The organism is Streptomyces sp. R-07 (genome assembly GCF_049913175.1).
Taxonomy (GTDB): domain Bacteria; phylum Actinomycetota; class Actinomycetes; order Streptomycetales; family Streptomycetaceae; genus Streptomyces.
Genome location: NZ_CP183978.1, coordinates 2928873 through 2952948, shown reverse-complemented (window position 1 = coordinate 2952948; position 24076 = coordinate 2928873). Strand labels below are relative to the sequence as shown.

Annotated in this window: 18 protein-coding genes; 17 read left to right on the top strand and 1 reads right to left on the bottom strand. The window is 71.2% G+C overall.

Annotation, left to right across the window (positions count from 1 at the left end; translation table 11 throughout):
* Positions 1-361: 361 nt before the first annotated feature.
* The 3 genes from ACN9M0_RS13330 to ACN9M0_RS13320 all read left to right on the top strand — a co-directional run bounded on the left by ACN9M0_RS13330 (position 362) and on the right by ACN9M0_RS13320 (position 5222).
* Positions 362-2695: a HelD family protein gene (locus ACN9M0_RS13330; RefSeq protein WP_366036621.1), complete on the top strand. Its 2334-nt coding sequence runs from the start codon at positions 362-364 to the stop codon at positions 2693-2695.
* A 388-nt stretch (positions 2696-3083) separates the two neighbouring features.
* Positions 3084-4514 carry an NAD-dependent malic enzyme gene (locus tag ACN9M0_RS13325; protein ID WP_366036622.1) on the top strand — a complete coding sequence of 477 codons (1431 nt, stop codon included), beginning with the start codon at positions 3084-3086 and terminating at the stop codon, positions 4512-4514.
* A 426-nt stretch (positions 4515-4940) separates the two neighbouring features.
* On the top strand, positions 4941-5222 hold the full coding sequence (locus ACN9M0_RS13320) for an HU family DNA-binding protein (protein ID WP_015033921.1): 282 nt from the start codon (positions 4941-4943) through the stop codon (positions 5220-5222).
* A gap of 104 nt (positions 5223-5326) precedes the next feature.
* Here ACN9M0_RS13320 and murA read toward each other — a convergent pair whose 3' ends face one another.
* A complete protein-coding gene (gene murA / locus ACN9M0_RS13315; RefSeq protein ID WP_366036623.1) occupies positions 5327-6667 on the bottom strand; it encodes a UDP-N-acetylglucosamine 1-carboxyvinyltransferase in 1341 nt (446 codons plus the stop codon).
* 278 nt (positions 6668-6945) lie between these two features.
* Here murA and ACN9M0_RS13310 point away from each other — a divergent pair, with 278 nt between their 5' ends.
* From ACN9M0_RS13310 to ACN9M0_RS13245, 14 genes are all read left to right on the top strand, one after another.
* Positions 6946-7506: a YqgE/AlgH family protein gene (locus ACN9M0_RS13310; protein ID WP_366036624.1), complete on the top strand. Its 561-nt coding sequence runs from the start codon at positions 6946-6948 to the stop codon at positions 7504-7506.
* A 98-nt stretch (positions 7507-7604) separates the two neighbouring features.
* Entirely contained in the window at positions 7605-7892 is a 288-nt protein-coding gene (locus ACN9M0_RS13305) for a DUF3039 domain-containing protein (protein ID WP_015033918.1), read from the top strand.
* 299 nt (positions 7893-8191) lie between these two features.
* Positions 8192-9535, top strand: a complete 1344-nt coding sequence (locus ACN9M0_RS13300; RefSeq protein ID WP_426403646.1) for an extracellular solute-binding protein — start codon at positions 8192-8194, stop codon at positions 9533-9535.
* A gap of 5 nt (positions 9536-9540) precedes the next feature.
* Complete coding sequence (locus ACN9M0_RS13295) at positions 9541-10485, top strand: carbohydrate ABC transporter permease (protein WP_399699242.1); 945 nt, start codon at positions 9541-9543, stop codon at positions 10483-10485.
* On the top strand, positions 10482-11321 hold the full coding sequence (locus ACN9M0_RS13290) for a carbohydrate ABC transporter permease (protein WP_399699240.1): 840 nt from the start codon (positions 10482-10484) through the stop codon (positions 11319-11321). The genes ACN9M0_RS13295 and ACN9M0_RS13290 overlap by 4 nt, the downstream gene beginning before the upstream one ends.
* A 4-nt stretch (positions 11322-11325) precedes the next feature.
* A complete protein-coding gene (locus ACN9M0_RS13285; RefSeq protein WP_426403645.1) occupies positions 11326-12957 on the top strand; it encodes a beta-N-acetylhexosaminidase in 1632 nt (543 codons plus the stop codon).
* 224 nt (positions 12958-13181) lie between these two features.
* A complete protein-coding gene (locus ACN9M0_RS13280; RefSeq protein WP_366036629.1) occupies positions 13182-14057 on the top strand; it encodes an FAD binding domain-containing protein in 876 nt (291 codons plus the stop codon).
* Positions 14054-15538: a 2Fe-2S iron-sulfur cluster-binding protein gene (locus ACN9M0_RS13275; protein ID WP_426403644.1), complete on the top strand. Its 1485-nt coding sequence runs from the start codon at positions 14054-14056 to the stop codon at positions 15536-15538. Before ACN9M0_RS13280 ends, ACN9M0_RS13275 begins: the two co-directional genes overlap by 4 nt.
* Entirely contained in the window at positions 15535-17856 is a 2322-nt protein-coding gene (locus tag ACN9M0_RS13270) for a xanthine dehydrogenase family protein molybdopterin-binding subunit (protein WP_366036631.1), read from the top strand. Before ACN9M0_RS13275 ends, ACN9M0_RS13270 begins: the two co-directional genes overlap by 4 nt.
* Before the next feature lie 120 nt (positions 17857-17976).
* Positions 17977-18456 carry a hypothetical protein gene (locus ACN9M0_RS13265; protein WP_366036632.1) on the top strand — a complete coding sequence of 160 codons (480 nt, stop codon included), beginning with the start codon at positions 17977-17979 and terminating at the stop codon, positions 18454-18456.
* A gap of 101 nt (positions 18457-18557) precedes the next feature.
* Positions 18558-20012, top strand: a complete 1455-nt coding sequence (locus ACN9M0_RS13260) for a WXG100 family type VII secretion target (RefSeq protein WP_366036633.1) — start codon at positions 18558-18560, stop codon at positions 20010-20012.
* A 77-nt stretch (positions 20013-20089) separates the two neighbouring features.
* The gene (mycP, locus tag ACN9M0_RS13255; protein ID WP_366036786.1) at positions 20090-21256 is read left to right on the top strand and encodes a type VII secretion-associated serine protease mycosin; all 1167 of its coding nucleotides are present in this window, start codon (positions 20090-20092) and stop codon (positions 21254-21256) included.
* Between the two features lie 48 nt (positions 21257-21304).
* Positions 21305-21724, top strand: coding sequence for a hypothetical protein (locus ACN9M0_RS13250; protein WP_366036634.1), 420 nt, complete (start codon positions 21305-21307; stop codon positions 21722-21724).
* A 36-nt stretch (positions 21725-21760) separates the two neighbouring features.
* Complete coding sequence (locus ACN9M0_RS13245; RefSeq protein ID WP_399699231.1) at positions 21761-24076, top strand: DUF6571 family protein; 2316 nt, start codon at positions 21761-21763, stop codon at positions 24074-24076.

Genomic DNA, 24076 nt, shown 5'->3' with positions numbered 1-24076 from the left:
CCCCCGCCGCCCCCGTTGTGGGCAATCGTTCCGCTGGGGCGGGACGGATGGGCACAAAGGAACGGCGCCCGTGCCGGCGCCAGAGGCTTCCGCGCCTGTACCCGCACCGCAGGTACGGCGCGCATCGTGGTGCGGGTCAAGGCACGGAAGGCGGAGGCGCCCGCAAGGGCGCCGTCCCGTGTGCCCACCTGTCCCGCCCCGGCGAGACGATTGCCCACACGGCGGTGGGGTGCCGTCCCGCAGGGGCTCGGGGGGCCGTGCGTGGGCGACCCGCCGGGAAGCGGTGACCCGCGCCTGACACGGTGCCCCCCGGTGGCGTACGCTCGACGGCTGCCCAGTGCACGTGAGAAGGGGGCCTTAGGTGGCCGCGCAGGAAGCCGTGGACACGGTCGGAGACCGTGAGATCGGTGTCGAGCAGGAACATCTGGATCAGGTCTACCGCCGTCTCGAGGAGAAGATCCACGAGGCGGAGTTCCTGATGAACGACGCCGCCCAGCGGGGCCAGGTCGGCACGCCCGGCGCTCTGGCAGAGCGTGATGCCCAGGTCTTCCGGGCCGGCATCCACCTCAACCGGCTCAACAACGAGTTCGAGGACTTCCTCTTCGGCCGGATCGATCTGCTGTACGGGAAGGACGGGAAGAAGGGGCCCGACGGCGCCTACACCTCCGTCGAGCCCGCGGAGGACGCCGTACGCCCCGACAACACCGCCGAGATCGGCGAGACGCTTCACATCGGGCGGATCGGAGTTCTCGACTCCGACTACGCGCCGCTCGTCATCGACTGGCGGGCGCCCGCCGCCGCGCCCTTCTACCGGTCCACCCCCGTCGACCCCGGCCGGGTCGTGCGCCGCCGCGTCATCCGCTCCAAGGGCCGTCAGGTCCTGGGTGTGGAGGACGACCTCATGCGTCCCGAGCTCCGCGCGACCCTCGACGGGCGCGAGCTGGCCGTCATCGGCGACGGCGCCCTGATGGCCGCTCTGGGCCAGGCCCGCAGCCACACCATGCGGGACATCGTCTCCTCCATCCAGGCGGAGCAGGACCTCGTCATCCGGGCGCCCGCCGCCTCCGTGACGTACGTCGAGGGCGGGCCGGGTACGGGGAAGACGGCGGTCGCCCTGCACCGGGCGGCGTACCTGCTCTACCAGGACCGGCGGCGGTACGCGGGCGGCATCCTGATCGTCTCCCCGACCCCGCTCCTCGTCTCGTACACGGAGGGCGTCCTGCCCTCCCTCGGCGAGGAGGGGCAGGTGGCCATCCGCGCGGTCGGTTCGCTCGTCGACGGGGCTGAAGCCACCGCCTACGACGAACCCGCCGTCGCCCGCGTCAAGGGCTCCTCCCGCATGGTCCATGTGCTGCGGAAGGCCGCCCGGGGTGCCCTGGAGACGCCCGCCCCCAGGAACAGCCAGCCCGAGCTGGGGGAGGAGGAGACCCCCGCGCCCACCGGCACCCCGACCCGGCTCCGCGTCGTGGCCTTCGGGCGGCGCCTGGAACTGGAGGCCGACGAGCTGCGGCGCATCCGGCACAACGTCCTCGGCGGCACCGCCCCCGTCAACCTGCTGCGCCCCCGCGCCCGCCGGCTTCTCCTCGACGCGCTGTACGCCAAGTCCGGCGCGGTCGGCCGGCACAGCGACCCCGAGCTCGCCGCCGAGCTGCGTTCCTCCTTCGACGAGGACGTGTCCACGGAGGACGCGTTCCTCGGGTTCCTCGACGCCTGGTGGCCCGAGCTCACGCCCCGCCAGGTCCTCGACGCGATGGCCGACGAGCGGCGGCTCGGCCGCTGGGCCCGCCGGATCCTCAACCCGGGCGAGGTACGGCGGCTCGCGCGTTCGCTGCGCCGCCGGGAGCTGTCCGTCCACGACGTGGCCCTCCTGGACGAGCTGCACACCCTGCTCGGCGCCCCGGCCCGGCCCCGCAAGAGGCGCGAGTACGACCCGCTGGACCAGCTCACGGGCCTGGAGGAGCTGATGCCCGTACGGGAGGAGACCCAGCGGGAGCGGGCCGAGCGGCTCGCGGCGGAGCGCACCGAGTACGCGCACGTGATCGTCGACGAGGCCCAGGACCTGACGCCGATGCAGTGGCGGATGGTCGGGCGGCGCGGCCGGCACGCCACCTGGACGGTCGTCGGCGACCCGGCGCAGTCCTCCTGGTCGGACCCGGACGAGGCCGCCGAGGCCCGGGACGAGGCCCTCGGCTCCCGGCCGCGGCGCCGCTTCGAGCTCACGGTCAACTACCGGAACCCGGCGGAGATCGCCGAGCTCGCCGCGAAGGTCCTCGCCCTCGCCATGCCGGGCAAGGAGTCGCCGCGCGCGGTCCGCTCGACGGGTGTCGAGCCCCGCTTCGTACCGGTACCGGAGAAGGGCGATCTGGCCGAAACTGTTCGGTCCGAGGCGGAGCGGCTGCTCGGCGAGGTGGACGGCACGGTCGGCGTCGTCGTCGCCATGAACCGGCGCGCGGAGGCCGCCCGCTGGCTCGCCGGGCTCGGCGACCGGGTGGTGGCGCTGGGCTCCCTGGAGGCGAAGGGACTGGAGTACGACGCCACGGTGGTCGTCTCGCCCGCGGAGATCGCGGACGAGTCCCCGGCCGGCCTGCGGGTGCTGTACGTGGCGCTGACCCGGTCCACGCAGGCCCTGACGGTGCTCTCGGGCGACCGGGACATGCCGGACGAGGCGGGGGTCCCGGACCTGCTGCGGGACTGAAGCCGCGGGGCGCAAGATGGCGATTTCAGGTCAACCTGTGGCGCTGGAATCACCAACCAGGGTGGTTTGTTAGCCTTGTCGTGGCACCGGCTCGATCCAAGCCCCCGGGCCCAACCTTCGTCCCTTTGAGGGACCACTTGCCGCGAGGCGAGCATGGCGGGTCGGTGCCACTTAGATGTATGTACGAAGTTGAGGCCCCTGTCACCTCCGGTGACGGGGGCCTCTTCTGTTTCTCCGGCACTTCTCGTATGGTGGAAACTACTTTCCGAAAACAAAATGACCGCATTACCTGCTACCGGCAGGTAGGTGCGACCATCGGAGGGCGCCGCCAGGCAACCAGCCGGGGCGGCGTAGCAACGAAGCTCAGGGAAAGCAGAGGAACTCGGCCATGGCAACGGCGCCCAGCGTCTCGTACTCGATGACGGTCCGGCTGGAGGTTCCCGCGAGCGGAACCGCGGTCTCCCAGCTCACCACGGCGGTGGAGTCCCACGGCGGATCCGTCACCGGCCTCGACGTGACCGCCTCCGGCCACGAGAAGCTCCGCATCGACGTCACCATCGCCGCGACCTCCACCGCGCACGCCGACGAGATCGTCGAGCAGCTGCGCACCATCGAGGGCGTCGTCCTCGGCAAGGTCTCGGACCGTACGTTCCTGATGCACCTCGGCGGCAAGATCGAGATGGCGTCGAAGCACCCCATCCGCAACCGTGACGACCTCTCCATGATCTACACCCCGGGCGTCGCCCGCGTGTGCATGGCGATCGCCGAGAACCCCGAGGACGCGCGCCGCCTCACCATCAAGCGCAACTCCGTCGCGGTCGTCACCGACGGCTCCGCCGTCCTCGGCCTCGGCAACATCGGCCCGATGGCCTCGCTGCCCGTCATGGAGGGCAAGGCCGCCCTCTTCAAGCGCTTCGCCGGCATCGACGCCTGGCCGATCTGCCTCGACACCCAGGACACCGACGAGATCGTCGCGATCGTCAAGGCGATCGCCCCCGGCTTCGCGGGCATCAACCTGGAGGACATCTCCGCGCCCCGCTGCTTCGAGATCGAGGCCCGGCTGCGCGAGGCCCTCGACATCCCCGTCTTCCACGACGACCAGCACGGCACCGCCATCGTCGTCCTCGCCGCCCTCACCAACGCCCTGCGCGTGGTGGGCAAGGGCATCGGCGACGTACGGGTCGTCATGTCCGGTGCCGGCGCGGCCGGTACGGCCATCCTGAAGCTGCTGATCGCGGCGGGCGTCAAGCACGCCGTCGTCGCCGACATCCACGGCGTCGTGCACGCGGGCCGCGAGGACCTCGTGGATGCCGCGCCCGGCACTCCGCTGCGCTGGATCGCCGACAACACCAACCCCGAGGGCGTCACCGGCACCCTGAAGCAGGCCGTCGTCGGCGCGGACGTGTTCATCGGCGTCTCGGCCCCGAACCTGCTCGGCGCGGAGGACGTCGCCGCCATGGCCGAGGGTGCCATCGTCTTCGCGCTCGCGAACCCCGACCCGGAGGTCGACCCGGCCGCCGCCCGCCAGACGGCCGCTGTCGTCGCCACCGGCCGCTCGGACTTCCCGAACCAGATCAACAACGTGCTGGTCTTCCCGGGCGTCTTCCGCGGTCTGCTCGACGCCCAGTCCCGAACCGTCAACACGGAGATGATGCTGGCGGCGGCCACCGCCCTCGCCGACGTCGTCACCGAGGACGAGCTGAACCCGAACTACATCATCCCGTCGGTCTTCAACGACAAGGTCGCGGGCGCGGTCGCCGGAGCGGTCAGGACCGCGGCGAAGACCGCGGGCGCCGGCGCGGCGTCCAACGGGCGCTGACGGAGCGCCGGGCGAGCGCCGGTGGAGCGCCCAGCGGACGCCGGCGGAGCGCCGAGCGGGCGCTGACGGGGCCCGCCCGGCCCACGTCGACGGGGCCCGCCCGACCGGCGCTGACGGCGCGTCGCGATTCGCGGAGCCGTAAACCCGCCTTTAGGGTGGCTTTTCGGCTCCGCGTGGTTTTCGCGGGGTCGACAGAACGTCACCACCACGGGGCTCTGGCGCTTTTCGTGTGACCCGAGGGGGTGCCGGATTGGCGTTCCCGCCGCTGGTGGGGGCAGGATGCGTGTTTGGGCGCGAGGGTCTGTCATTTGACCCGGGTCCGGGGACTGTCCGAGGGCCCTGGCAGCATCGGCTTCGCTGTACCCAATCGCGCGGCTTCCGCCGCGTGGCACGCCTCACAGGCAAGAAGAACACGGGAGTAACAACATGAACCGCAGTGAGCTGGTGGCCGCCCTGGCCGACCGCGCCGAGGTGACCCGCAAGGACGCCGACGCCGTGCTGGCCGCTCTCGCCGAGACCGTCGGTGAGGTCGTCGCCAAGGGTGACGAGAAGGTCACCATCCCCGGCTTCCTGACCTTCGAGCGCACCCACCGTGCCGCTCGCACCGCTCGTAACCCGCAGACCGGCGACCCGATCGACATCCCGGCCGGCTACAGCGTGAAGGTCTCCGCGGGCTCGAAGCTCAAGGAAGCCGCCAAGGGCAAGTAAGGCCGCCGAGGCCGCGTAAGGCAGCCTGGAGGCACAGAAAGGGCGGCCACCCTGTCAGGGGGTGGCCGCCCTTTCGTTCGTCCGTCAGAGGCCGGACGCAGGCCCTACACGAGCGCGCTGCCCGGCAGCTCGACCTTCGCGCCGAGCTCGACGAGCTTCTCCATGAAGTTCTCGTAGCCGCGGTTGATCAGGTCGATGCCGTGGACCCGGGAGGTGCCCTGGGCCGCGAGCGCCGCGATCAGGTACGAGAAGCCGCCGCGCAGGTCGGGGATGACCAGGTCGGCGCCCTGGAGCTTCGTGGGTCCCGACACGACCGCCGAGTGCAGGAAGTTCCGCTGGCCGAAGCGGCAGTCGGAGCCGCCCAGGCACTCGCGGTACAGCTGGATGTGGGCGCCCATCTGGTTCAGCGCGGAGGTGAAGCCGAGCCGGGACTCGTACACCGTCTCGTGGACGATGGAGAGGCCGGAGGCCTGCGTCAGGGCCACGACCAGCGGCTGCTGCCAGTCCGTCTGGAAGCCGGGGTGCACGTCCGTCTCCAGGTGGATCGCGTTCAGCGAGCCGCCCGGGTGCCAGAAGCGGATGCCCTCGTCGTCGATCTCGAAGGCGCCGCCGACCTTCCGGTACGTGTTGAGGAAGGTCATCATCGAGCGCTGCTGGGCGCCGCGCACGTAGATGTTGCCCTCGGTGGCCAGGGCCGCCGACGCCCAGGAGGCCGCCTCCAGGCGGTCCGAGAGCGCCCGGTGGGTGTAGCCGTCGAGGCGGTCGACACCGGTGATCCGGATGGTCCGGTCGGTGTCCATGGAGATGATCGCGCCCATTTTCTGCAGGACGCAGATCAGGTCCTCGATCTCGGGCTCCACGGCCGCGTTCGACAGCTCGGTGACGCCCTCCGCGAGGACGGCCGTGAGCAGCACCTGCTCGGTCGAGCCGACCGAGGGGTACGGGAGGCGGATCTTGCAACCGCGAAGACGCTGCGGGGCCTCCAGGTACTGCCCGTCCGCCCGCTTCTCGATGGTCGCGCCGAACTGGCGGAGCACGTCGAAGTGGAAGTCGATGGGCCGGCCGCCGATGTCGCAGCCGCCCAGGCCCGGGATGAAGGCGTGGCCGAGGCGGTGCAGCAGCGGGCCGCAGAAGAGGATCGGGATGCGCGACGAACCGGCGTGGGCATCGATGTCAGCGACGTTCGCGGACTCGACGTGCGTCGGGTCGAGGACGAGCTCGCCGGGCTCGTCGCCCGGGCGGACCGTCACTCCGTGCAGCTGGAGAAGCCCGCGGACCACGCGGACGTCACGGATGTCGGGAACGTTGCGCAGGCGGCTGGGGCCGCTGCCGAGCAGGGCGGCGACCATCGCCTTGGGCACGAGGTTCTTCGCGCCGCGGACGCGGATCTCGCCCTCCAGCGGGGTTCCGCCGTGGACAAGCAGGACATCGTCTGTGCCGGTCATGAATCTCGCGTTCCGAAAGTGGGGTCCGACGGGTGGCCAGAGAAAAGGGTAAGGGTCCATGACACCCCGATCGGGTGCCTCCGGGGGCCTGTCAGATGTAATGAATTCGGCACAACACCCTCTGTTCCCGTGATCTTGCGGAGCGTCACCGTCCGGTTGTCCCCGCGGGGCGGTCCGGCGCCGCGGTCCCGTCCCTCCTGAACTGCGGTGGTCCCCGGCTTCCCCGGATCCCGCCCGACAACCCCCGCGAACGCCGAAGATGCGGGATCATGTGTCGCATGACCGAGGTGTCCTCGCTCACAGGACGGCTGCTCGTGGCCACCCCCGCGCTGGCGGACCCGAATTTCGACCGCGCGGTCGTCCTGCTGCTCGACCACGACGGCGAGGGGTCGCTCGGCGTCGTCCTCAACCGGCCCACGCCGGTGACCGTCGGCGACATCCTCGCGCCCTGGGCCGGCCTCGCCGGCGAACCCGGCGTCGTCTTCCAGGGCGGACCCGTCTCCCTCGACGCGGCCCTCGGCGTCGCCGTGATCCCCGGCGACGAGGGGCCCCTCGGCTGGCGGCGGGTGTACGGCGCGATCGGCCTGGTCGACCTGGAGACCCCGCCCGAGCTGCTCGGACCGGCGCTCGGCTCGCTGCGGATCTTCGCGGGGTACGCGGGCTGGGGCCCCGGCCAGCTGGAGTCGGAGCTCGGCGACGGGGCCTGGTACGTGGTCGAGTCGGAGCCCGGCGACGTGTCCTCCCCGCGCCCCGAGACGCTCTGGCGGCAGGTGCTGCGACGGCAGCGCGGCGAGCTCGCGATGATCGCGACGTACCCCGACGACCCGTCCCTCAACTGAGGCGGCGCACCCCGGCGACCCGCCCCTCGACCGAGGTCGCGTACCCCGGCGACCCGTCCTTCAACCGAGGGCCACGGCTTTCAGTACCCTTGGCGGTTATGAGCACTCTCGAGCCCGAGCGCGGGGCAGGTACGGGAACCCTCGTCGAGCCGACGCCGCAGGTGTCCCACGGTGACGGCGACCACGAGCGCTACGCCCACTACGTCCAGAAGGACAAGATCATGGCGAGCGCGCTCGACGGCACGCCCGTCGTGGCGCTGTGCGGAAAGGTCTGGGTGCCGGGGCGCGACCCCAAGAAGTACCCGGTCTGTCCGATGTGCAAGGAGATCTACGACTCCATGGGCGCCGGCGGCGGCGACAAGGACAAGGGCGGCAAGGACAAGTAAGCGGGTCCTGACGTCGGGGACGGCCCCCGTCACGCGTACTTCGGTACGCGGGGCGGGGGCCGTTCCGCGTTCCGGAGGGCTTCCGGTTGTCGTTCGGCGTTCCGGGGGCTTCGGGGGCCGTTCCGCGTTCCGGGGCCTCCGGTGGCCGTTGCGCAGGGTGCTTTCGCCGGTCACGGAGTGGTTGAGGTGGTCGAGACCTCTTGTCGGCCCGCCGGAGCCGCGCCTAACCTCACGCGTGTTGTGCAGCACGAAACGCCCATTGCGCATGCTGCAACGCGCACTTCCGGAGGGGATCCGTCATGAAGTTGCCCGCCTTCCCCCGAGCTCTCGGCTTCGCTCGAGCAGGGGGGACCCCCATCGCCACCCCGGCCGCCCTGCTCCTGCTCGCCGGACTCGCCGCCACCGCCTGCGCCCCCCAGACCTCCGGAGGCGCGGCCGCGGCGGACGAGAAGAGCGGGACCCTGCGCGTCTGGCTCTTCCAGGAGGTGAGCAACAAGCCCAAGGAACAGGTCGTCCAGCAGGCCGTCGCCGCCTTCGAGAAGAGCCACCGGGGCGCGGAGGTCGAGGTCGAGTACATCCCCGTCGAGACCCGCGCCCAGCGCGTCAAGGCCGCCTTCAACGACCCCGCGTCCGCGCCCGACCTCATCGAGTACGGCAACACCGACACCGCCGGATACGTCGAGGACGGCGGACTCGCCGACATCAGCGCCGAGTTCGGCGCCTGGGCCGAGGCGAAGGACACCGACCCCACCGCGAAGCAGTCCGTCACCGTCGGCGGCAAGGTCTACGGCGCCCCGCTCTTCGTCGGCGTCCGCGCCCTCTACTACCGCACCGACGTCTTCCGGGAGCTCGGCCTCACCGCCCCCAAGAGCCAGGCCGAACTCGTCTCGACGGCCAGGAAGATCCGCAAGGCGAAGCCCGAGCTGTACGGGATCGCCGTCGGCGGCGCCTACACCTACGGCGCCATGCCCTTCGTCTGGGCCGCCGGCGGCGAACTCGCCACCGCGAACGGCGACACGTACAAGGCCGCCGTCGACAGCGAGGCCGCCCGCAAGGGCATCGGCACGTACACCTCGCTCTTCGGTGACGACAACTGCCCCGCCGCCAAGTGCGCACAGATGGGCGGCAACGCCACCGTCACCGCCTTCGCCTCCGGCAAGGCCGGCATGGCCATCGGCGGCGACTTCAGCCACGCCGCCGTCGAGGCCGGTACCGTCAAGGGCAAGTACGCCGTCGTCCCGCTGCCCGGCACCACCCCCGGCTCCATCGCCCCCGCCTTCGCCGGCGGCAACAACATCGGCGTCCTCAGGAGCACCTCCCACCGCACCCTCGCCGTCGACCTCCTCAAGTCGCTGACCGGCAAGGAGACGCAGGGCAAGCTGTTCGACGCGATGGGCTTCCTGCCCACGTACACCGACGTCCGCGCCGCCGCGGCCCGGCGGCAGCCCTTCGTGAAGCCCTTCATCGACACCCTCGGCGCGGGCACCAGGTTCGTCCCGGTGTCGCCCGGCTGGGGCCAGATCGACGCCTCCCTCGTGCTGCCCACGATGTTCCAGGAGGTCGTCAGCGGCCGAAAGGACGTCAGGACGGCGTCCGGCGACGCCGCGAAGAAGATGGACGCGGCGTTCGCGGCCGCGGGCTGAGCCGCATGACGACCCAGCTCACCCGGCCCGCCGAGCCGGTGAAGACCGCCACGCGGACCACCCGTACCCCCCGGCGCACCAGCCCCTGGACGCCCTGGCTCTACCTGCTGCCCGCCCTCGCCGTCCTCGCCGGACTCCTCGTCTACCCCGTCTACCAGCTCGGCCTGATCTCCTTCCTGGAGTACACCCAGGCCCAGGTCAGCGGCGGCGAACCGACCTCCTTCCAGGGCTTCGGCAACTACACGGCCCTCTTCACCGACCCCCAGTTCCGGCAGGTCCTCCTCGCCACCGTCCTCTTCGCCGCCGCCTGCGTCGTCACCACCCTCGCCGTCGGCTGCTCGCTCGCCGTCCTCCTCACGCGCGTGCGTGCCCTGCCCCGGCTCGTCCTGATGCTGGCCGCGCTCGGCGCCTGGGCGACCCCCGCCGTCACCGGCTCCACCGTCTGGGTCTTCCTCTTCGACCCCGACTTCGGCCCCGTCGACAGGCTGCTCGGACTCGGCGACTACTCCTGGACGTACGGGCGCTACAGCGCCTTCGCCCTGGTCCTCCTCGAAGTCGTGTGGTGCTCGTTCCCGTTCGTGATGGTGACGGTGTACGCCGGGATCAGGGCCATCCCGTCCGAGGTCCTGGAGGCCGCCGCCCTCGACGGCGCCTCGCAGTGGCGGATCTGGCGCTCGGTCATGGCGCCGGTGCTCCGGCCGATCCTGGTCGTCGTCACGATCCAGTCGATCATCTGGGACTTCAAACTCTTCACCCAGATCTACGTGATGACGAACGGCGGCGGCATCGCCGGCCAGAACCTCGTCCTCAACGTGTACGCCTACCAGAAGGCCTTCGCCTCGTCCCAGTACAGCCTGGGCTCGGCGATCGGCGTCGTCATGCTGCTCATCCTGCTGGCCGTGACGCTGGTCTATCTGCGCCTGCTGCGACGCCAGGGAGAAGAACTGTGACCGCGTTCCGTGTCCGCCGCCCCGGGCGGCTCGCCGCCGAGGCCGTCACCCTGCTCGTCGCGGCCGCCGTCGCCTTCCCGCTGTACTGGATGGTCCTCTCCGCCTTCAAACCGGCGGGCGAGATCCAGTCCACGCACCCGCGGCCGTGGACGCTGTCCCCGTCCCTCGACTCCTTCCGGCGCGTCTTCGAGCAGCAGGAGTTCGGCCGGTACTTCGTCAACTCGCTGATCGTCGCGGGCACGGTCGTGCTCGCCTCGGCGCTCATCGCCTTCCTCGCGGCGACGGCCGTCACCCGGTTCCGCTTCCGGTTCCGGACGACGCTGCTCGTCATGTTCCTGGTGGCCCAGATGGTGCCGGTCGAGGCGCTGGCCATCCCGCTCTTCTTCCTCATGCGGGACGCCGGCCTGCTCAACACCCTCGGCTCGCTGGTCCTGCCGCACCTCGCCTTCTCCCTGCCGTTCGCGATCTGGATGCTGCGCGGCTTCGTGAAGGCGGTCCCGGAGGCACTGGAGGAACAGGCTCAGATCGACGGCGCGAGCCGCACCCGCTTCCTGTGGCAGATCCTCTTCCCGCTGGTCCTCCCCGGCCTCGTGGCGACGAGCGTCTTCTCGTTCATCTCGACCTGGAACGACTTCCTCTTCGCGAAGTCGTTCCTCATCAGCGACACCTCGCAGTCGACCCTCCCGATGGCGCTGCTCGTCTTCTTCAAGCCCGACGAGAACGACTGGGGAGGAATCATGGCCGGGTCGACCGTGATGACGATCCCGGTGCTCGTCTTCTTCGTACTCGTACAGCGCCGTCTGGTCTCCGGACTCGGCGGGGCGGTGAAGGACTGACGCGATGACCCACTCCATGGACCTGATCCCGGCCCCGCTGTCGGTCGAGCACCAGGGCTCCGGTCACCGCTCGCTGGACGCGCTGACCACCCTCGACGCCGGACCCGGCACCGAGTCCACCGCGCGCTGGCTGCGGACGGCGCTCGGCGCCGCCACCGGACTGCCGCTCGCCGACGGCTCCGGACCGCACGCGATCCGGCTGCGGATCAGCGAGGAGGTGGCGCGGGAGTACGGCCCCGAGGGCTATCGACTGGCCGTCGGTGACACGTCCGTCGTCATCGAGGGCGGTGGGCCCGCCGGAGCGTTCTGGGGTGCCCAGACCCTCCGTCAGCTCCTCGGCCCGGAGGCGTACCGCAAGGCGCCCGTGAGGGACGGGGACCGGGACCTCCCTCTCGTCACCGTCGAGGATCGACCCCGCTTCGGCTGGCGAGGTCTCCTGCTCGACGTCTCCCGGCACTTCATGCCCAAGGACGACGTCCTGCGGTACCTCGACCTGCTCGCCGCCCACAAGCTGAACGTCTTCCACTTCCACCTCACCGACGACCAGGGCTGGCGCATCGAGATCGAGCGGTATCCGAAGCTCACCGAGGTCGGCGCCTGGCGGGCCCGTACCAAGTGGGGACACCGCGCCTCGCCGCTCTGGACGGAGACCCCCCACGGCGGTTTCTACACCCAGGACGACATCCGCGAGATCGTCGCGTACGCCGCCGAGCGGCACATCACCGTCGTCCCCGAGATCGACCTCCCCGGCCACGCCCAGGCCGCCATCGCCGCCCACCCCGAACTCGGCAACACCGACGTCGTCGACACCGCCGCCCTCACCGTCTGGGACACCTGGGGCGTCAACCCCAACGTCCTCGCCCCGACCGAGGCCGTCCTCCGCTTCTACGAGGGCGTCCTCGAAGAGGTCCTCGGCCTCTTCCCCTCCACCTTCGTCCACATCGGCGGCGACGAGTGCCCCAAGGACCAGTGGAAGGCCTCCCCGGCCGCCCAGGCCCGGATCAAGGAACTCGGACTCGCCGACGAGGACGAGCTCCAGTCCTGGTTCATCCGCCACTTCGACCGCTGGCTCACCGCCCGCGGCCGCCGCCTCATCGGCTGGGACGAGATCCTGGAGGGCGGCCTCGCCGAAGGGGCGGCCGTGTCCTCCTGGCGGGGGTACGCGGGCGGGATCGCCGCCGCCGAGGCCGGCCACGACGTCGTCATGTGCCCCGAACAGCACGTGTACCTGGACCACCGTCAGGCGCCGGGCGAGGACGAGCCGATGCCCATCGGGTACGTCCGCACCCTGGAGGACGTCTACCGCTTCGAGCCCGTCCCGCCCGGGCTCGCACCGGAGGCCGCCGCCCACATCCTGGGCACCCAGGCCAACGTCTGGACCGAGGTCATGGAGAACCGCTCCCGCGTCGACTACCAGGTCTTCCCGCGTCTCGCCGCCTTCGCCGAGGTCGCCTGGTCCGCGCTGCCCGCGCCGGAGGCTCGCGACTTTCCCGGGTTCGCGCGCCGCATGAGCACCCACTACCGGTGCCTGGACGCCCTCGGCGTCGACTACCGCCCGCCCGCCGGACCCCACCCCTGGCAGCGGCGCCCGGGGGTCGCCGGCAGGCCCCTGGAGGGCACGCCCCCGAACGTGTGAGGGACCCGGCGTCCCCCGTCACCCAAGAGCGGCGAAACGGAAGTTACCGTCACACCCGGGGCGTCCCGGACGGAACCGTCCTTCGCGGACCCTCGCGCCGGACTCCTCGGAAGATGTGCCAGAGTTGCCACGTCCGGCCTGTGAGCACGTACGGTACGCCCACACGCAGGCGCGACGGCCGGGCACAGTCGGGGACCACCGGGACACCGGGAAGGGGCAGCGGGTTGACCACGCACGCACCACAGACGGCGCAGTCCGTGACGCTGCCCGCCTCGCTCGACGAGGCCGTGGCGGCGCTCACGGCCATGCCGGCCGCCGTGCCCGTCGCCGGTGGCACCGACCTCATGGCCGCCGTCAACAAGGGCCAGCTCCGCCCCGCCGGACTCGTCGGCCTGAGCCGCATCAACGAGATCCGCGGCTGGCAGTACCAGGACGGCCACGCCCTCCTCGGCGCGGGCCTCACCCACGCCCGGATGGGCCGCCCCGACTTCGCCGCCCTCATCCCGGCCCTCGCCGCCGCCTCCCGCGCGGCCGGACCGCCGCAGATCCGCAACGCGGGCACCCTCGGCGGCAACATCGTCACCGCCGCGCCCACCGGCGACTCGCTGCCCGTCCTCGCCGCCCTGGAGGCCGACCTCGTCGTCCTCGGCCCGCTCGGCAGCCGCGAGATCCCCGTCTCCCACCTCCTCGCGGGCCGCGACCTGCTCGCCCCCGGCGAGCTCGTCGGCTTCGTCCGCGTCCCGCTGCTCCACGCCCCCCAGGTCTTCCTCAAGGCCACCGGCCGCACCGGCCCGGCCCGCGCCACCGCCTCCGTCGCCGTCGTCCTCGACCCGGCCCGGCGCGGCGTGCGCTGCGCGGTCGGCGCCGTCGCCCCGATGCCGCTGCGCCCGCTGGAGGCGGAGCGCTGGATCGCCTCGCTGGTGGACTGGGACAACGACCGGGGGCTCGCCCCGGAGGCGCTCGCGGCCTTCGGCGAGTACGTCGCCGCCGCCTGCATCCCGGACCCGCCGGGCGACGAACAGTTGCCCCCGGCCGTACTGCACCTGCGGCGCACGGTCGCCGCACTCGCCCGACGGGCACTGGGGAGGGCACTGGCATGAGCGACGAGCACAAGGGCCGGACGGGCGGCTGGGAGCCGATCCCGCAGAGCGAGGGGTACGACGGCGACGCGACCGCCTTCGTCCAGCTGCCGCCCGACTTCATGCTGGACGGCGTCCCCCTGGAGGCGCCGGGCCACGGCTACGTACCGCCGATGATCACCCCGCTCCAGCCGCTCACCCCGGCCGCGGGGACGGACCCGGCGGCGACGGGCAGCTGGACGGTGCACGTCCCGACGGAGGCGCAGCAGACGCAGTACTTCGAGGGGGGCGAGTACGGGGAGCGGGAGGCTTCGTTCCCGGACGCGTCGTTCCCGGAGACCCCGTTCCCGGAGGCCTCGTTCCCGGAGACCTCGTTCCAGGACGCGTCGTTCCCCGGTACGTCGTTCCAGGGCGTGGAGCACTTCCAGCCGCCGGCGTACGTCGAGAACGCCGTGGAGCACGTCGAGGACCCGCAGGCGACGGCCGAGTGGCGTTTCGAGGAGGTCGTGGCGCCGGCCGCCGACCCGGGGTCCACGGGCCAGTGGCAGATCCCCGTCGTGCCGGACGTGACCGAGCTGGGGGAGCCGGAGACGCCGGAGGCCTCGGGGGCGCCGGAGGTGCCGGGGGCGCCGGGGGAGGCCCCGACGCACGCCGCCTCGTACGCCGAGGCCCCGGCGACGCTGCCGGGCGGTGCGCCCGCGCCCTGGGCGCTCGCGGCGGAGCCGTCTGCGGAGACTGCCGAGACCGCGGAGACGCTGGGGGAGCCGGAGGAGGTTCCGGAGGCCGTATCGGAGGTCGTACCGGAACCGGAGCCCGCTCCCGAGGCCGTACGGGAACCGGAACCGGAATCGGAACCGGCCGAGGAGGCTCCGGCGGCGCCCGTGTCGGCCGTCCCCGTGGACGTCCCCGCGGCCCACACGGACAGCACGGACAGCGACGAGCACCCCCACACCTCGTACACCCTGCGGGTCAACGGCACGGACCGGCCCGTCACGGGCTCCTGGATCGGGGAGTCGCTGCTCTACGTCCTGCGCGAGCGCCTCGGCCTCGCCGGGGCCAAGGACGGCTGCTCGCAGGGCGAGTGCGGCGCGTGCAACGTGCAGGTCGACGGCCGGCTCGTCGCCTCCTGCCTGGTGCCCGCGGCGACCGCCGCCGGGAGCGAGGTGCGGACGGTCGAGGGCCTCGCCGTCGACGGAGAGCCCTCCGACGTGCAGCGGGCGATGGCCAAGTGCGGCACCGTCCAGTGCGGCTTCTGCATCCCCGGCATGTGCATGACCGTGCACGACCTCCTGGAGGGCAACCACGCCCCCACGGAGCTGGAGACCCGCCAGGCCCTCGCCGGCAACCTCTGCCGCTGCTCCGGCTACCGGGGCGTCCTCGACGCCGTCCGGGACGTCGTCGCCGAGCGCGAGGCCGGTGCCGCGGCCACCGCACCCGAGGCCGCCGACGAGGCCCGTGTCCCGCACCAGATTCCCCACCCGCACGACGGAGGCATGGCGTGAGCAGCGACGCGACCACCGCCGCTCCCACGGCTCTCGACACCCCCGGGGGCCTCGGCCAGGAGCCGGCCGCACACGGCCTCGGCACCTCGCTCCCGCAGGCCGAGGCGCGGGCGAAGACCGAGGGCACCTTCCCGTACGCCTCCGACCTGTGGGCCGAGGGGCTGCTCTGGGCCGCGATCCTGCGCTCGCCGCACCCGCACGCCCGCATCGTGTCGATCGACACCTCGGCGGCGGTCGCCATGCCCGGCGTACGGGCCGTGGTGACGGCCGCCGACGTGCCGGGCGCGGCCACGTACGGCCGCAGGGTCGCCGACCGGCCCGTCTTCGCCTCCGACCTGGTCCGCCACCACGGCGAGGCCCTCGCGGCCGTCGCCGCCGACCACCCGGACACCGCGCGCCTCGCCGCGGCGGCGATCGGTGTCGAGTACGAGCTGCTCGACCCGGTGACGGACCCCGAGAAGGCGTTCGCGGCCGAGGCGCTGCACCCCGACGGGAACCTGATCCGGCACATCCCGCTCCGCTTCGGCGACCCGGAGGCGACGGGCGAGGTCGTCGTCGAGGGCCTGTACCGGATCGGCCGCCAGGACCCGGCGCCGATCGGCGCCGAGGCGGGCCTCGCGGTGCCGCGCCCCGACGGCGGGGTGGAGCTCTACACCGCCTCCACCGACCCGCACACCGACCGCGACCTGGCCGCCGCCTGCTTCGGACTGGCGCCCGAGCAGGTCAAGCTGGTCGTCACCGGAGTCCCCGGCGCCACCGGCGACCGCGAGGACCCCGGCTTCCAGATCCCGCTGGGCCTGCTCGCGCTGCGCACCGGCTGCCCGGTCAAGCTCACCGCCACGCGCGAGGAGTCCTTCCTCGGCCACGCCCACCGCCACCCCACCCTGCTGCGCTACCGCCACCACGCGGACGCGGAGGGACGCCTGGTGAAGGTGGAGGCGCAGATCCTGCTCGACGCGGGCGCGTACGCCGACTCCTCGTCCGAATCCCTGGCGGCGGCCGTGGCCTTCGCCTGCGGCCCCTACGTCGTCCCGCACGCCTTCGTGGAAGGCTGGGCGGTCCGTACGAACAACCCCCCCTCCGGCCATGTGCGGGGCGAGGGCGCGATGCAGGTGTGCGCGGCGTACGAGGCGCAGATGGACAAGCTGGCGGCGAAGCTGGGCGTGGACCCGGCCGAGCTGCGCATGCGGAACGTCATGGCGACCGGCGACATCCTGCCGACGGGCCAGACGGTGACGTGCCCGGCCCCGGTGGCCGAACTCCTCGCCGCGGTACGGGACTTCCCCCTGCCCCAGCTCCCCAAGGACACCCCGGAAGGCGACTGGCTGCTGCCCGGCGGCCCCGAGGGTGCGGGCGAACCCGGCGCGGTGCGGCGGGGCGTGGGCTACGCGCTCGGCATGGTGCACATGCTGGGCGCGGAGGGCACCGACGAGGTCTCGACGGCGACCGTCCGGGTCATGGACGGGGTGGCCACGGTCATCTGCTCGGCGGTGGACACGGGCTCCGGCTTCTCCACCCTGGCGCGGCAGATCGTCCAGGAGACCCTCGGCATCGACGAGGTCCACGTGGCCCCCGTCGACACCGACCAGCCCCCGGCCGGCCCGGCGGCCCACGGCCGCCACACCTGGGTGTCGGGCGGAGCGGTCGAACGTGCGGCGAAGATGGTCCGCACCCAGCTACTCCAGCCGCTGGCCCACAAGTTCGGCATGTCGACCGAGCTGCTCCAGATCACCGACGGCAAGATCACCTCGTACGACGGCGTCCTGTCGACGACGGTCACGGAGGCGATGGACGGCAAGGAACTCTGGGCCACCGCCCAGTGCCGCCCCCACCCCACCGAGCCCCTCGACGAATCCGGCCAGGGCGACGCGTTCGTCGGCCTCGCGTTCTGCGCGATCCGCGCGGTCGTGGACGTGGACATCGAACTCGGCGCGGTACGCGTGGTGGAGATGGCCGTCGCTCAGGACGTCGGCCGCATCCTGAACCCCGCCCAGCTGGCCGCCCGCATCGAGGCGGGCGTCACCCAGGGCGTCGGCGCGGCCCTCACGGAGAACCTCCGCACGGCCCGCGGTCTGGTCCGGCACCCCGACTTCACGGGGTACGCACTCCCGACATCCCTGGATGCCCCGGACATTCGCATCGTGAAACTCGTCGAGGAACGCGATGTGGTGGCCCCCTTCGGTGCGAAGGCGGCGAGCGCGATCCCCGTCGTCACCTCACCCGCCGCAGTGGCCTCAGCGGTACGAGCGGCGACGGGCCGCCCGGTCAACCGCCTCCCGATCCGCCCTCAGGCGGCCGTCGCCGTGCCCAATTCGTAACCATGTGATGTCCGTTGCTTGTGCAACCGGGAGGTGCGGACTGTCGTCGTTCCTGACTACAGTGGACTTCTAGACTTTTGCCGTGCGCGGCATGGTGGTTCACGGGGGAGGAGCGCGAGCATGCGAGCTGAGTTGGACGGGGCCAGCTACGGGATGCGCGGTATGAGCGCGGATGCCGTGCGTTACAACGCCGAATCGATGACGCAGTTCAAGACCAGGATCGACGGTCTGATCGACACGCTCACTGCCTCCGAGGCCGGCAAGGGCAAGGTCGAGTCGGATCCCGTGACGCGTAATCAGTTCGGTGGTGGCGGCGCGGCCTGGGGCGAGGCGCACGGTGTGTACGACTCGTACAACTCCGTCATCGAGCAGCTGAAGAGCCTCTCCGGCCTGCTGCAGGACTGCCTGGAGGGCCTCGGTATCGCGGTCGTCGCGTCCAAGGACGGCTTCGAGCAGATGGACGAGGACACCAAGCGCAAGATGATCAACATTCACCAGCGCACTGAGGACGCCAAGGTGAAGGCGGACAGGGAAGCGGGTCGCACCGCTCCGGAGACCGGGCCCGGCCAGACGGCCGGCGGCGACGACTCCCTCAAGTAGGCGGGTGCGGACGGAATGTCGGGGACACGGGGAAGAGGCGAAGGATGAGGCCTGCAGAGGGCGGCGGCCGAAGTGGCGGAACGAACTTCCACTCGAAGGCAATGACCCACCAGAAGATGCTGGACTGGCTGGACGAAGCCGAGACGTACCCGGTCAGGAACGCGGCCGATCGCCTGAAGGCGGCAGCCACTGAGCTGGAGTCGATCGCCGACCAGCTGAAGGACCGGACAGGCCGGGTGGACTGGAAGGGCGAGGCGGAGAAGGCGTTCACGGAGTGGGCCGCGGATGTGGTGAGCTCGACGCACGCACTCAGTACGTACAGCACCAGTGCCGCCACGGAGATGGACCTCGCCTCCCAGGCCATCGCCACCGCGAAGAGCGCCATTCCTCGCTACACCTCCCACGAGGCGGCCAAGGCGAGTCTGGAAGCGGCGATCAAGTACCACAACGATCCCGACTCGGCGACCATCGCGCGAGACGCCAAGAAGTCGATCACCGCCAGCCAGGACCTCAAGGCCATCGAGGCCCAGGAGGAGGCGAACAGGATGGCTGCGGCGGACGAGATGAAGAAGCTCTCCGACACGTACTACGTCTCGGGCCAGCGCATGACGGAGCTCGTTCCGCCGACGTTTCCGCCGCCGCCGGGTGACTTCGTGCCTGCGGGGAGCGGCACTGTCAAGGACGGAAACACGTACGTAGGCTCCTCGTCCGGCAGCGAGCGTACTTCTACGGGGACGGACACGAGCACGGGGACGCGCACCACGCACACTCCGCCCGACACCCGGACCACCCCCGACCAGACCACGGTCCCGCCCACGGGTGACCCGACCGGGCCGACGCACGTCATCAAGCCCGAGGTCCGGCCCGACGTTCCCGCGGATCTCGGCATCGACAGCGTGGACACCCTGCCGAAGCCGGACACCACCGGACCGACGACGCACACCCCGGGCGGCCCGCCGCCGATCACCAAGCCGGACGGCGGCACGCCTCCGTACGTGACGACCACCGGCATGCCTCCGCTGACCGTGAAGGGCGGCCCGGGCCCCCTCGGCCCCACCTCGCCCCTCACCGGCGGCACCGGCACCCCGCGTGGCCCGCAGACCGGCGGCCTCCGCACCGGCCCTGGCATGCCCCGCGAGGGCATCAGCGGCGGCCGTCAGGTCCCCAGCACCACGGGCCGGCCGCGGACCGGCATCCCGCGCAGCACCGTCGTCGGCAACGAGCCCACCGGTCAGAACCGGACCGGCATGGGCCGCGGCATGGGAGCCGCCCACGGCATGGGCGGCTCCATGGGTGGCGGCGCCGGTCAGAGCGGTATCAGCGGCGGGCGGCGTCTCGCCGGCGAGACCGGCGGCGTCGTCGGCGGCAAGGCGCAGCGCGCCGCTGGCGCCGGTGCCGGGAAGCCCTTCACGGCCGGCGGCTCGGGCCTCGTACGCGGAAACGCCGCGAAGCCCGGTGACCGGGAGGAGCAGAACGGAGAGCGTCCCGACTACCTGGTCGAGGACGAGGAGACTTGGCAGCAGGGCCGCCGCGTGGCGCCGCCCGTCATCGACTGATCAGCGCGAGGAAGTAGATGCGTACCAGCAGTATTCGTCGGAGCCGTGCCCGAGCCACCGCCTCGGCCGCCTTGGGGATGCTGCTGGTGGGCATCGCATCCGTTCCCGCCCACGCGGAGAGCATCCGCCAGCGGCAGTGGCAGCTGGATGCCTTCGGCGCGGAGGAGATCTGGCAGATCAGCAAGGGCGAAGGTGTCACTGTCGCTGTCATCGACAGCGGTGTGGACAAGGACAACCCGGACCTTCAAGGACAGGTCCTCAAGGGCAAGGACTTTGCCAGGGACAAGCCGGGTGACGAGTACACCGACTACGAAGGTCACGGCACCGGTATGGCGGGTCTCATCGCCGGCACTGGTCAGCGCGACGGCGGCAACGGGGCGTTCGGGCTGGCCCCCGCCGCGAAGATCCTTCCGGTTCGGGTGCCGGGAGGCAGCGGCCGCGGGATCAGCCAGGCGGCTGCCGACGCAGAGTTCAACAAGGTCGCTCCCCAGGCGATCCGCTACGCAGCCGACTCCGGGGCCAAGGTCATCAACATCTCGATGGCCGTGGGGGCGGGCTCCCCGCAGCTCACCGACGCGGTGAGTTACGCCCTGGACAAGGGCGCTCTGGTGTTCGCCGGCGTCGGAAACGACGCCGAGAAGGGCAACCACCTCATGTACCCGGCAGCGACCCCCGGCGTCGTCGGTGTCGGTGCCATCGACAAGAAGCTGACGCGCGTCCCTGTCTCCCAGTACGGTCCGCAGGTCGACCTTGCCGCCCCGGGGAAGGACACGGTCGCTGCCTGCGGCGGAGGTACTGGTATCTGCAAGTCCACCGGTACCAGCGACTCCACCGCCCTCGCCTCCGCCGCCGCCGCGCTCATCTGGTCGAAGCACCCCGACTGGACCAACAACCAGGTCCTGAAGGTCATGCTCAACACCATTGCCGCCCCGACCGAGGGGCCCACACGCAACGACTACATCGGATTCGGCGCCATCCGGCCGCTGCGGGCGCTGAAGACGCCCGGCGACCCCGGTCCGGCGGACGTCCGGCCCATCGACGACCTCGCCGAGACCGTGACGCCGTCCGCGTCCGCCTCGGCGGACCCGGCGCCGGCGCAGTCCTCCGCCGCTCCCGCCCCGGCCCCCGTCGCCTCGGAGGACGACGGCGGCAACACCGGCCTCTGGATCGGCCTGGGGATCGGTGCCGCCGTGCTGATCGGTGCCGCCGTCGCCGTACCCGTACTCCGGTCGCGGCGGGGCTGAGTCCTGCCCCTGCCGTCGGCCGTCCGTAACTCACTCATGGGGAAGTAGATGTCGTTCGACGAGGAGTGGAGCCAAGTCCGCAGCGAGACCGCGGCGATGAGGCTCAACAGCGTGCCCATGGACCCCGGCGGCGGTGGCGGCGGGGCCAGCGACTACAAGGTGACCTCCGCCGACCTCAAGGCCATCGGCAACGAGGCCCAGGAGCTCTTCCACTGGTTCGAGCGGGACGCCTTCCACGCCGGCGCCCAGACCGACACCGGGGCCAAGAGCCTCGACGGCGACGGGTTCCTGACCGGTGCCGCGATGTGGACGATGTGGGACACCTGGCGCGGCCAGGCCGAAGCGCTCCTCAGCGCCTGCGCGCACATCCACAACCACCTCGAGGACACCGTCGTCAGTCACGCCAACCACGAGGAGACGCTCATCGCGAACTTCTCCATGTCCGAGATCGACAAGCACTTCAACTGAGCTTAAGCCGGTCACAGCGGCTGACGAGGGAAACAGATGCTGAAGTTCGACCAGGTCCTCCACGCCCACCTCAGCGGCCTCAAAGAGGCCGCCACCGTCTGGTCGGAGACGGTGTCCAAGCTGGAGAAGACCAAGGAGAAGGCCGACGGCCTCCAGGGCAAGGCCGACAAGGCCGACTGGAAGGGCGAGAACGCCGGGGTGACCCAGGCCTTCGTCCGGAAGACCGCCAAGGAGTTCGGCGACGCCCTCACCGAGGCGAGCAGCATCCGCAACATCCTGCGGGACGCGGAGAGCGAGTTCCAGGCCGCCAAGACCGAGCTGGAGAAGCTCGTCGCGGAGGCCCCGGGCAAGGGCATCCGCATCGACCCGGACGGTGTCGTCAGCTATCTGATCCACCCCGACCGCCGCGCCAAGAACTACGACGGGCCCAAGCCCGAGCAGGCCGACTTCGAGGCGATGCGTTCGGCGATCAAGGCCGCGATAGACCGGGCGAACAACGCCGACGACGTCGCCTCCCGCGCCCTGCGCGGACTCGTCGGCAACGACAAGATGAACTTCTCCGGCACGAACTACGACTCCCTCAAGTCCGCCTCGAAGGCCCAGGACGCCGAGGACGCGCACGCCGCCTACGAGCTGTACAAGAAGGGCGACGACGCCACCCCGGAGGAGATCGACAAGCTCAACGCCCTCTTCAAGGCCAACCAGAAGGACCCGTACTTCGCCGAGAAGTTCGCCCTGGAGGTCGGGCCGAAGGGCAGCATGCAGTACTGGGCCGACATGGGCGACCCGAGCGACGGCTCGCGCCTGGGCGTCGACCACCGCGACAAGCTCAAGGAACTGCAGACGAACTGGAGTCTGACGCTCGCCACCGCGACCCATTCCACGAGCCCCGAGATGGAGCAGTGGAAGGCCGACGTCATCAAGGCCGGCGGCGAGCCGATCCAGACGCGCGGCACCAGCCCGTACGGCTTCCAGGTCATGAGCAACCTCATGCGGGTCGGCGACTACGACGACAAGTTCCTCAAGGACTACGGCAACGGCCTCGTCATCACCGAGCGGAAGATGACCCACGACGGCGCGCTGCCCGCCGACCGGGCCTGGCGCCAGATGAACGGCATGCCGTCCCACCTGAACTGGCAGGGCGGCGACCTGGGCAACGACCCCATGATCGGTTTCATGGAGGGCCTCGGGCACAACCCGAAGGCGTCGACGGACTTCTTCGGCGGCGACATCGACCTCACGCCCGAGAACACCAAGGACGACAAGAAGATCGACCCGTTCGACTACTTCACCAAGGACCGTGAGTGGCCCGAGGAGTTGAACGACAAGGGCGACCGGACCAAGGAGCCCGGCTACAACGCGCTCGGCCACGCCCTGGAGTCCGCGACCACCGGCCACCCGTACGACGCCGACGCCGAGGGCCTCAAGGACGTACGGACCAAGGACAACGCCGAGATCATGCAGAAGGTCGTCGAGCGGTACGGCAGCGACCCCAAGTACATGCACCAGCAGCCGGGCATCGACGACAGCCTGGGCAAGATGGGCGCCGCCTACATCGACGAGCTGAACCGCTCCATGGAGACGGACAGCGACACGACGATGGACGAGAAGAAGAACTCGCCCTTCGGCTACAACGACGCCCACGGCAAGTCCCGCTTCGGCGACGACTTCGACACCAAGCTGCTCTGGAACCGCGGCGACGCCGTCAACTTCATGGGCATCGTCGCGCAGAGCGAGACCGGACACTCCACGCTCTCGGCGGCCGAGTCGCTGTACACGACCAGCGTCCTCGACCAGGTGGGCCCCAAGCCCGGCTCCACCTTCGACGACCGGGACCTCACCGACGCGCGGACCACGCTGCGGGTCGGCTCGGAGACGCAGGGAATCCTGGACGAGTCCCGCATGGCGCAGATCGACAAGGACTACGAGAAGGACTCCGAGGAGCACAAGAAGGCCGTCGGCCGGACGACCGAATGGGTCAAGTTCGGCGTCGGCGCGGCGGCGGCGGGTGGCATCGCCGTCCTGACCGGCGGCGCCGGTGGCGTACTGGTACCGCTGGCCGCCGAGACGGTGGGCGGCGCGGTCACGACCGTCATCGGCATGGAAGCCGACGACATGGCGGAGAAGTACGAGAAGGACGAGCTGCTGAAGAAGAAGTCGGACGACCTGTCGGACGAGGCGCTGGCCATGGGCAAGGAGAACTCGCTCCGCCCCGGCATCGCCTACGCGAACGCGCCCGGCTGGAGCGAGAAGGACCGCAACTACCTCGACGAGGAGCTCGTCAAGTACGTCCGGGACTCGCGCATGCACTCCCGCGACAACTCGCTCCCCGACCCGTACGAGAAGAAGTGA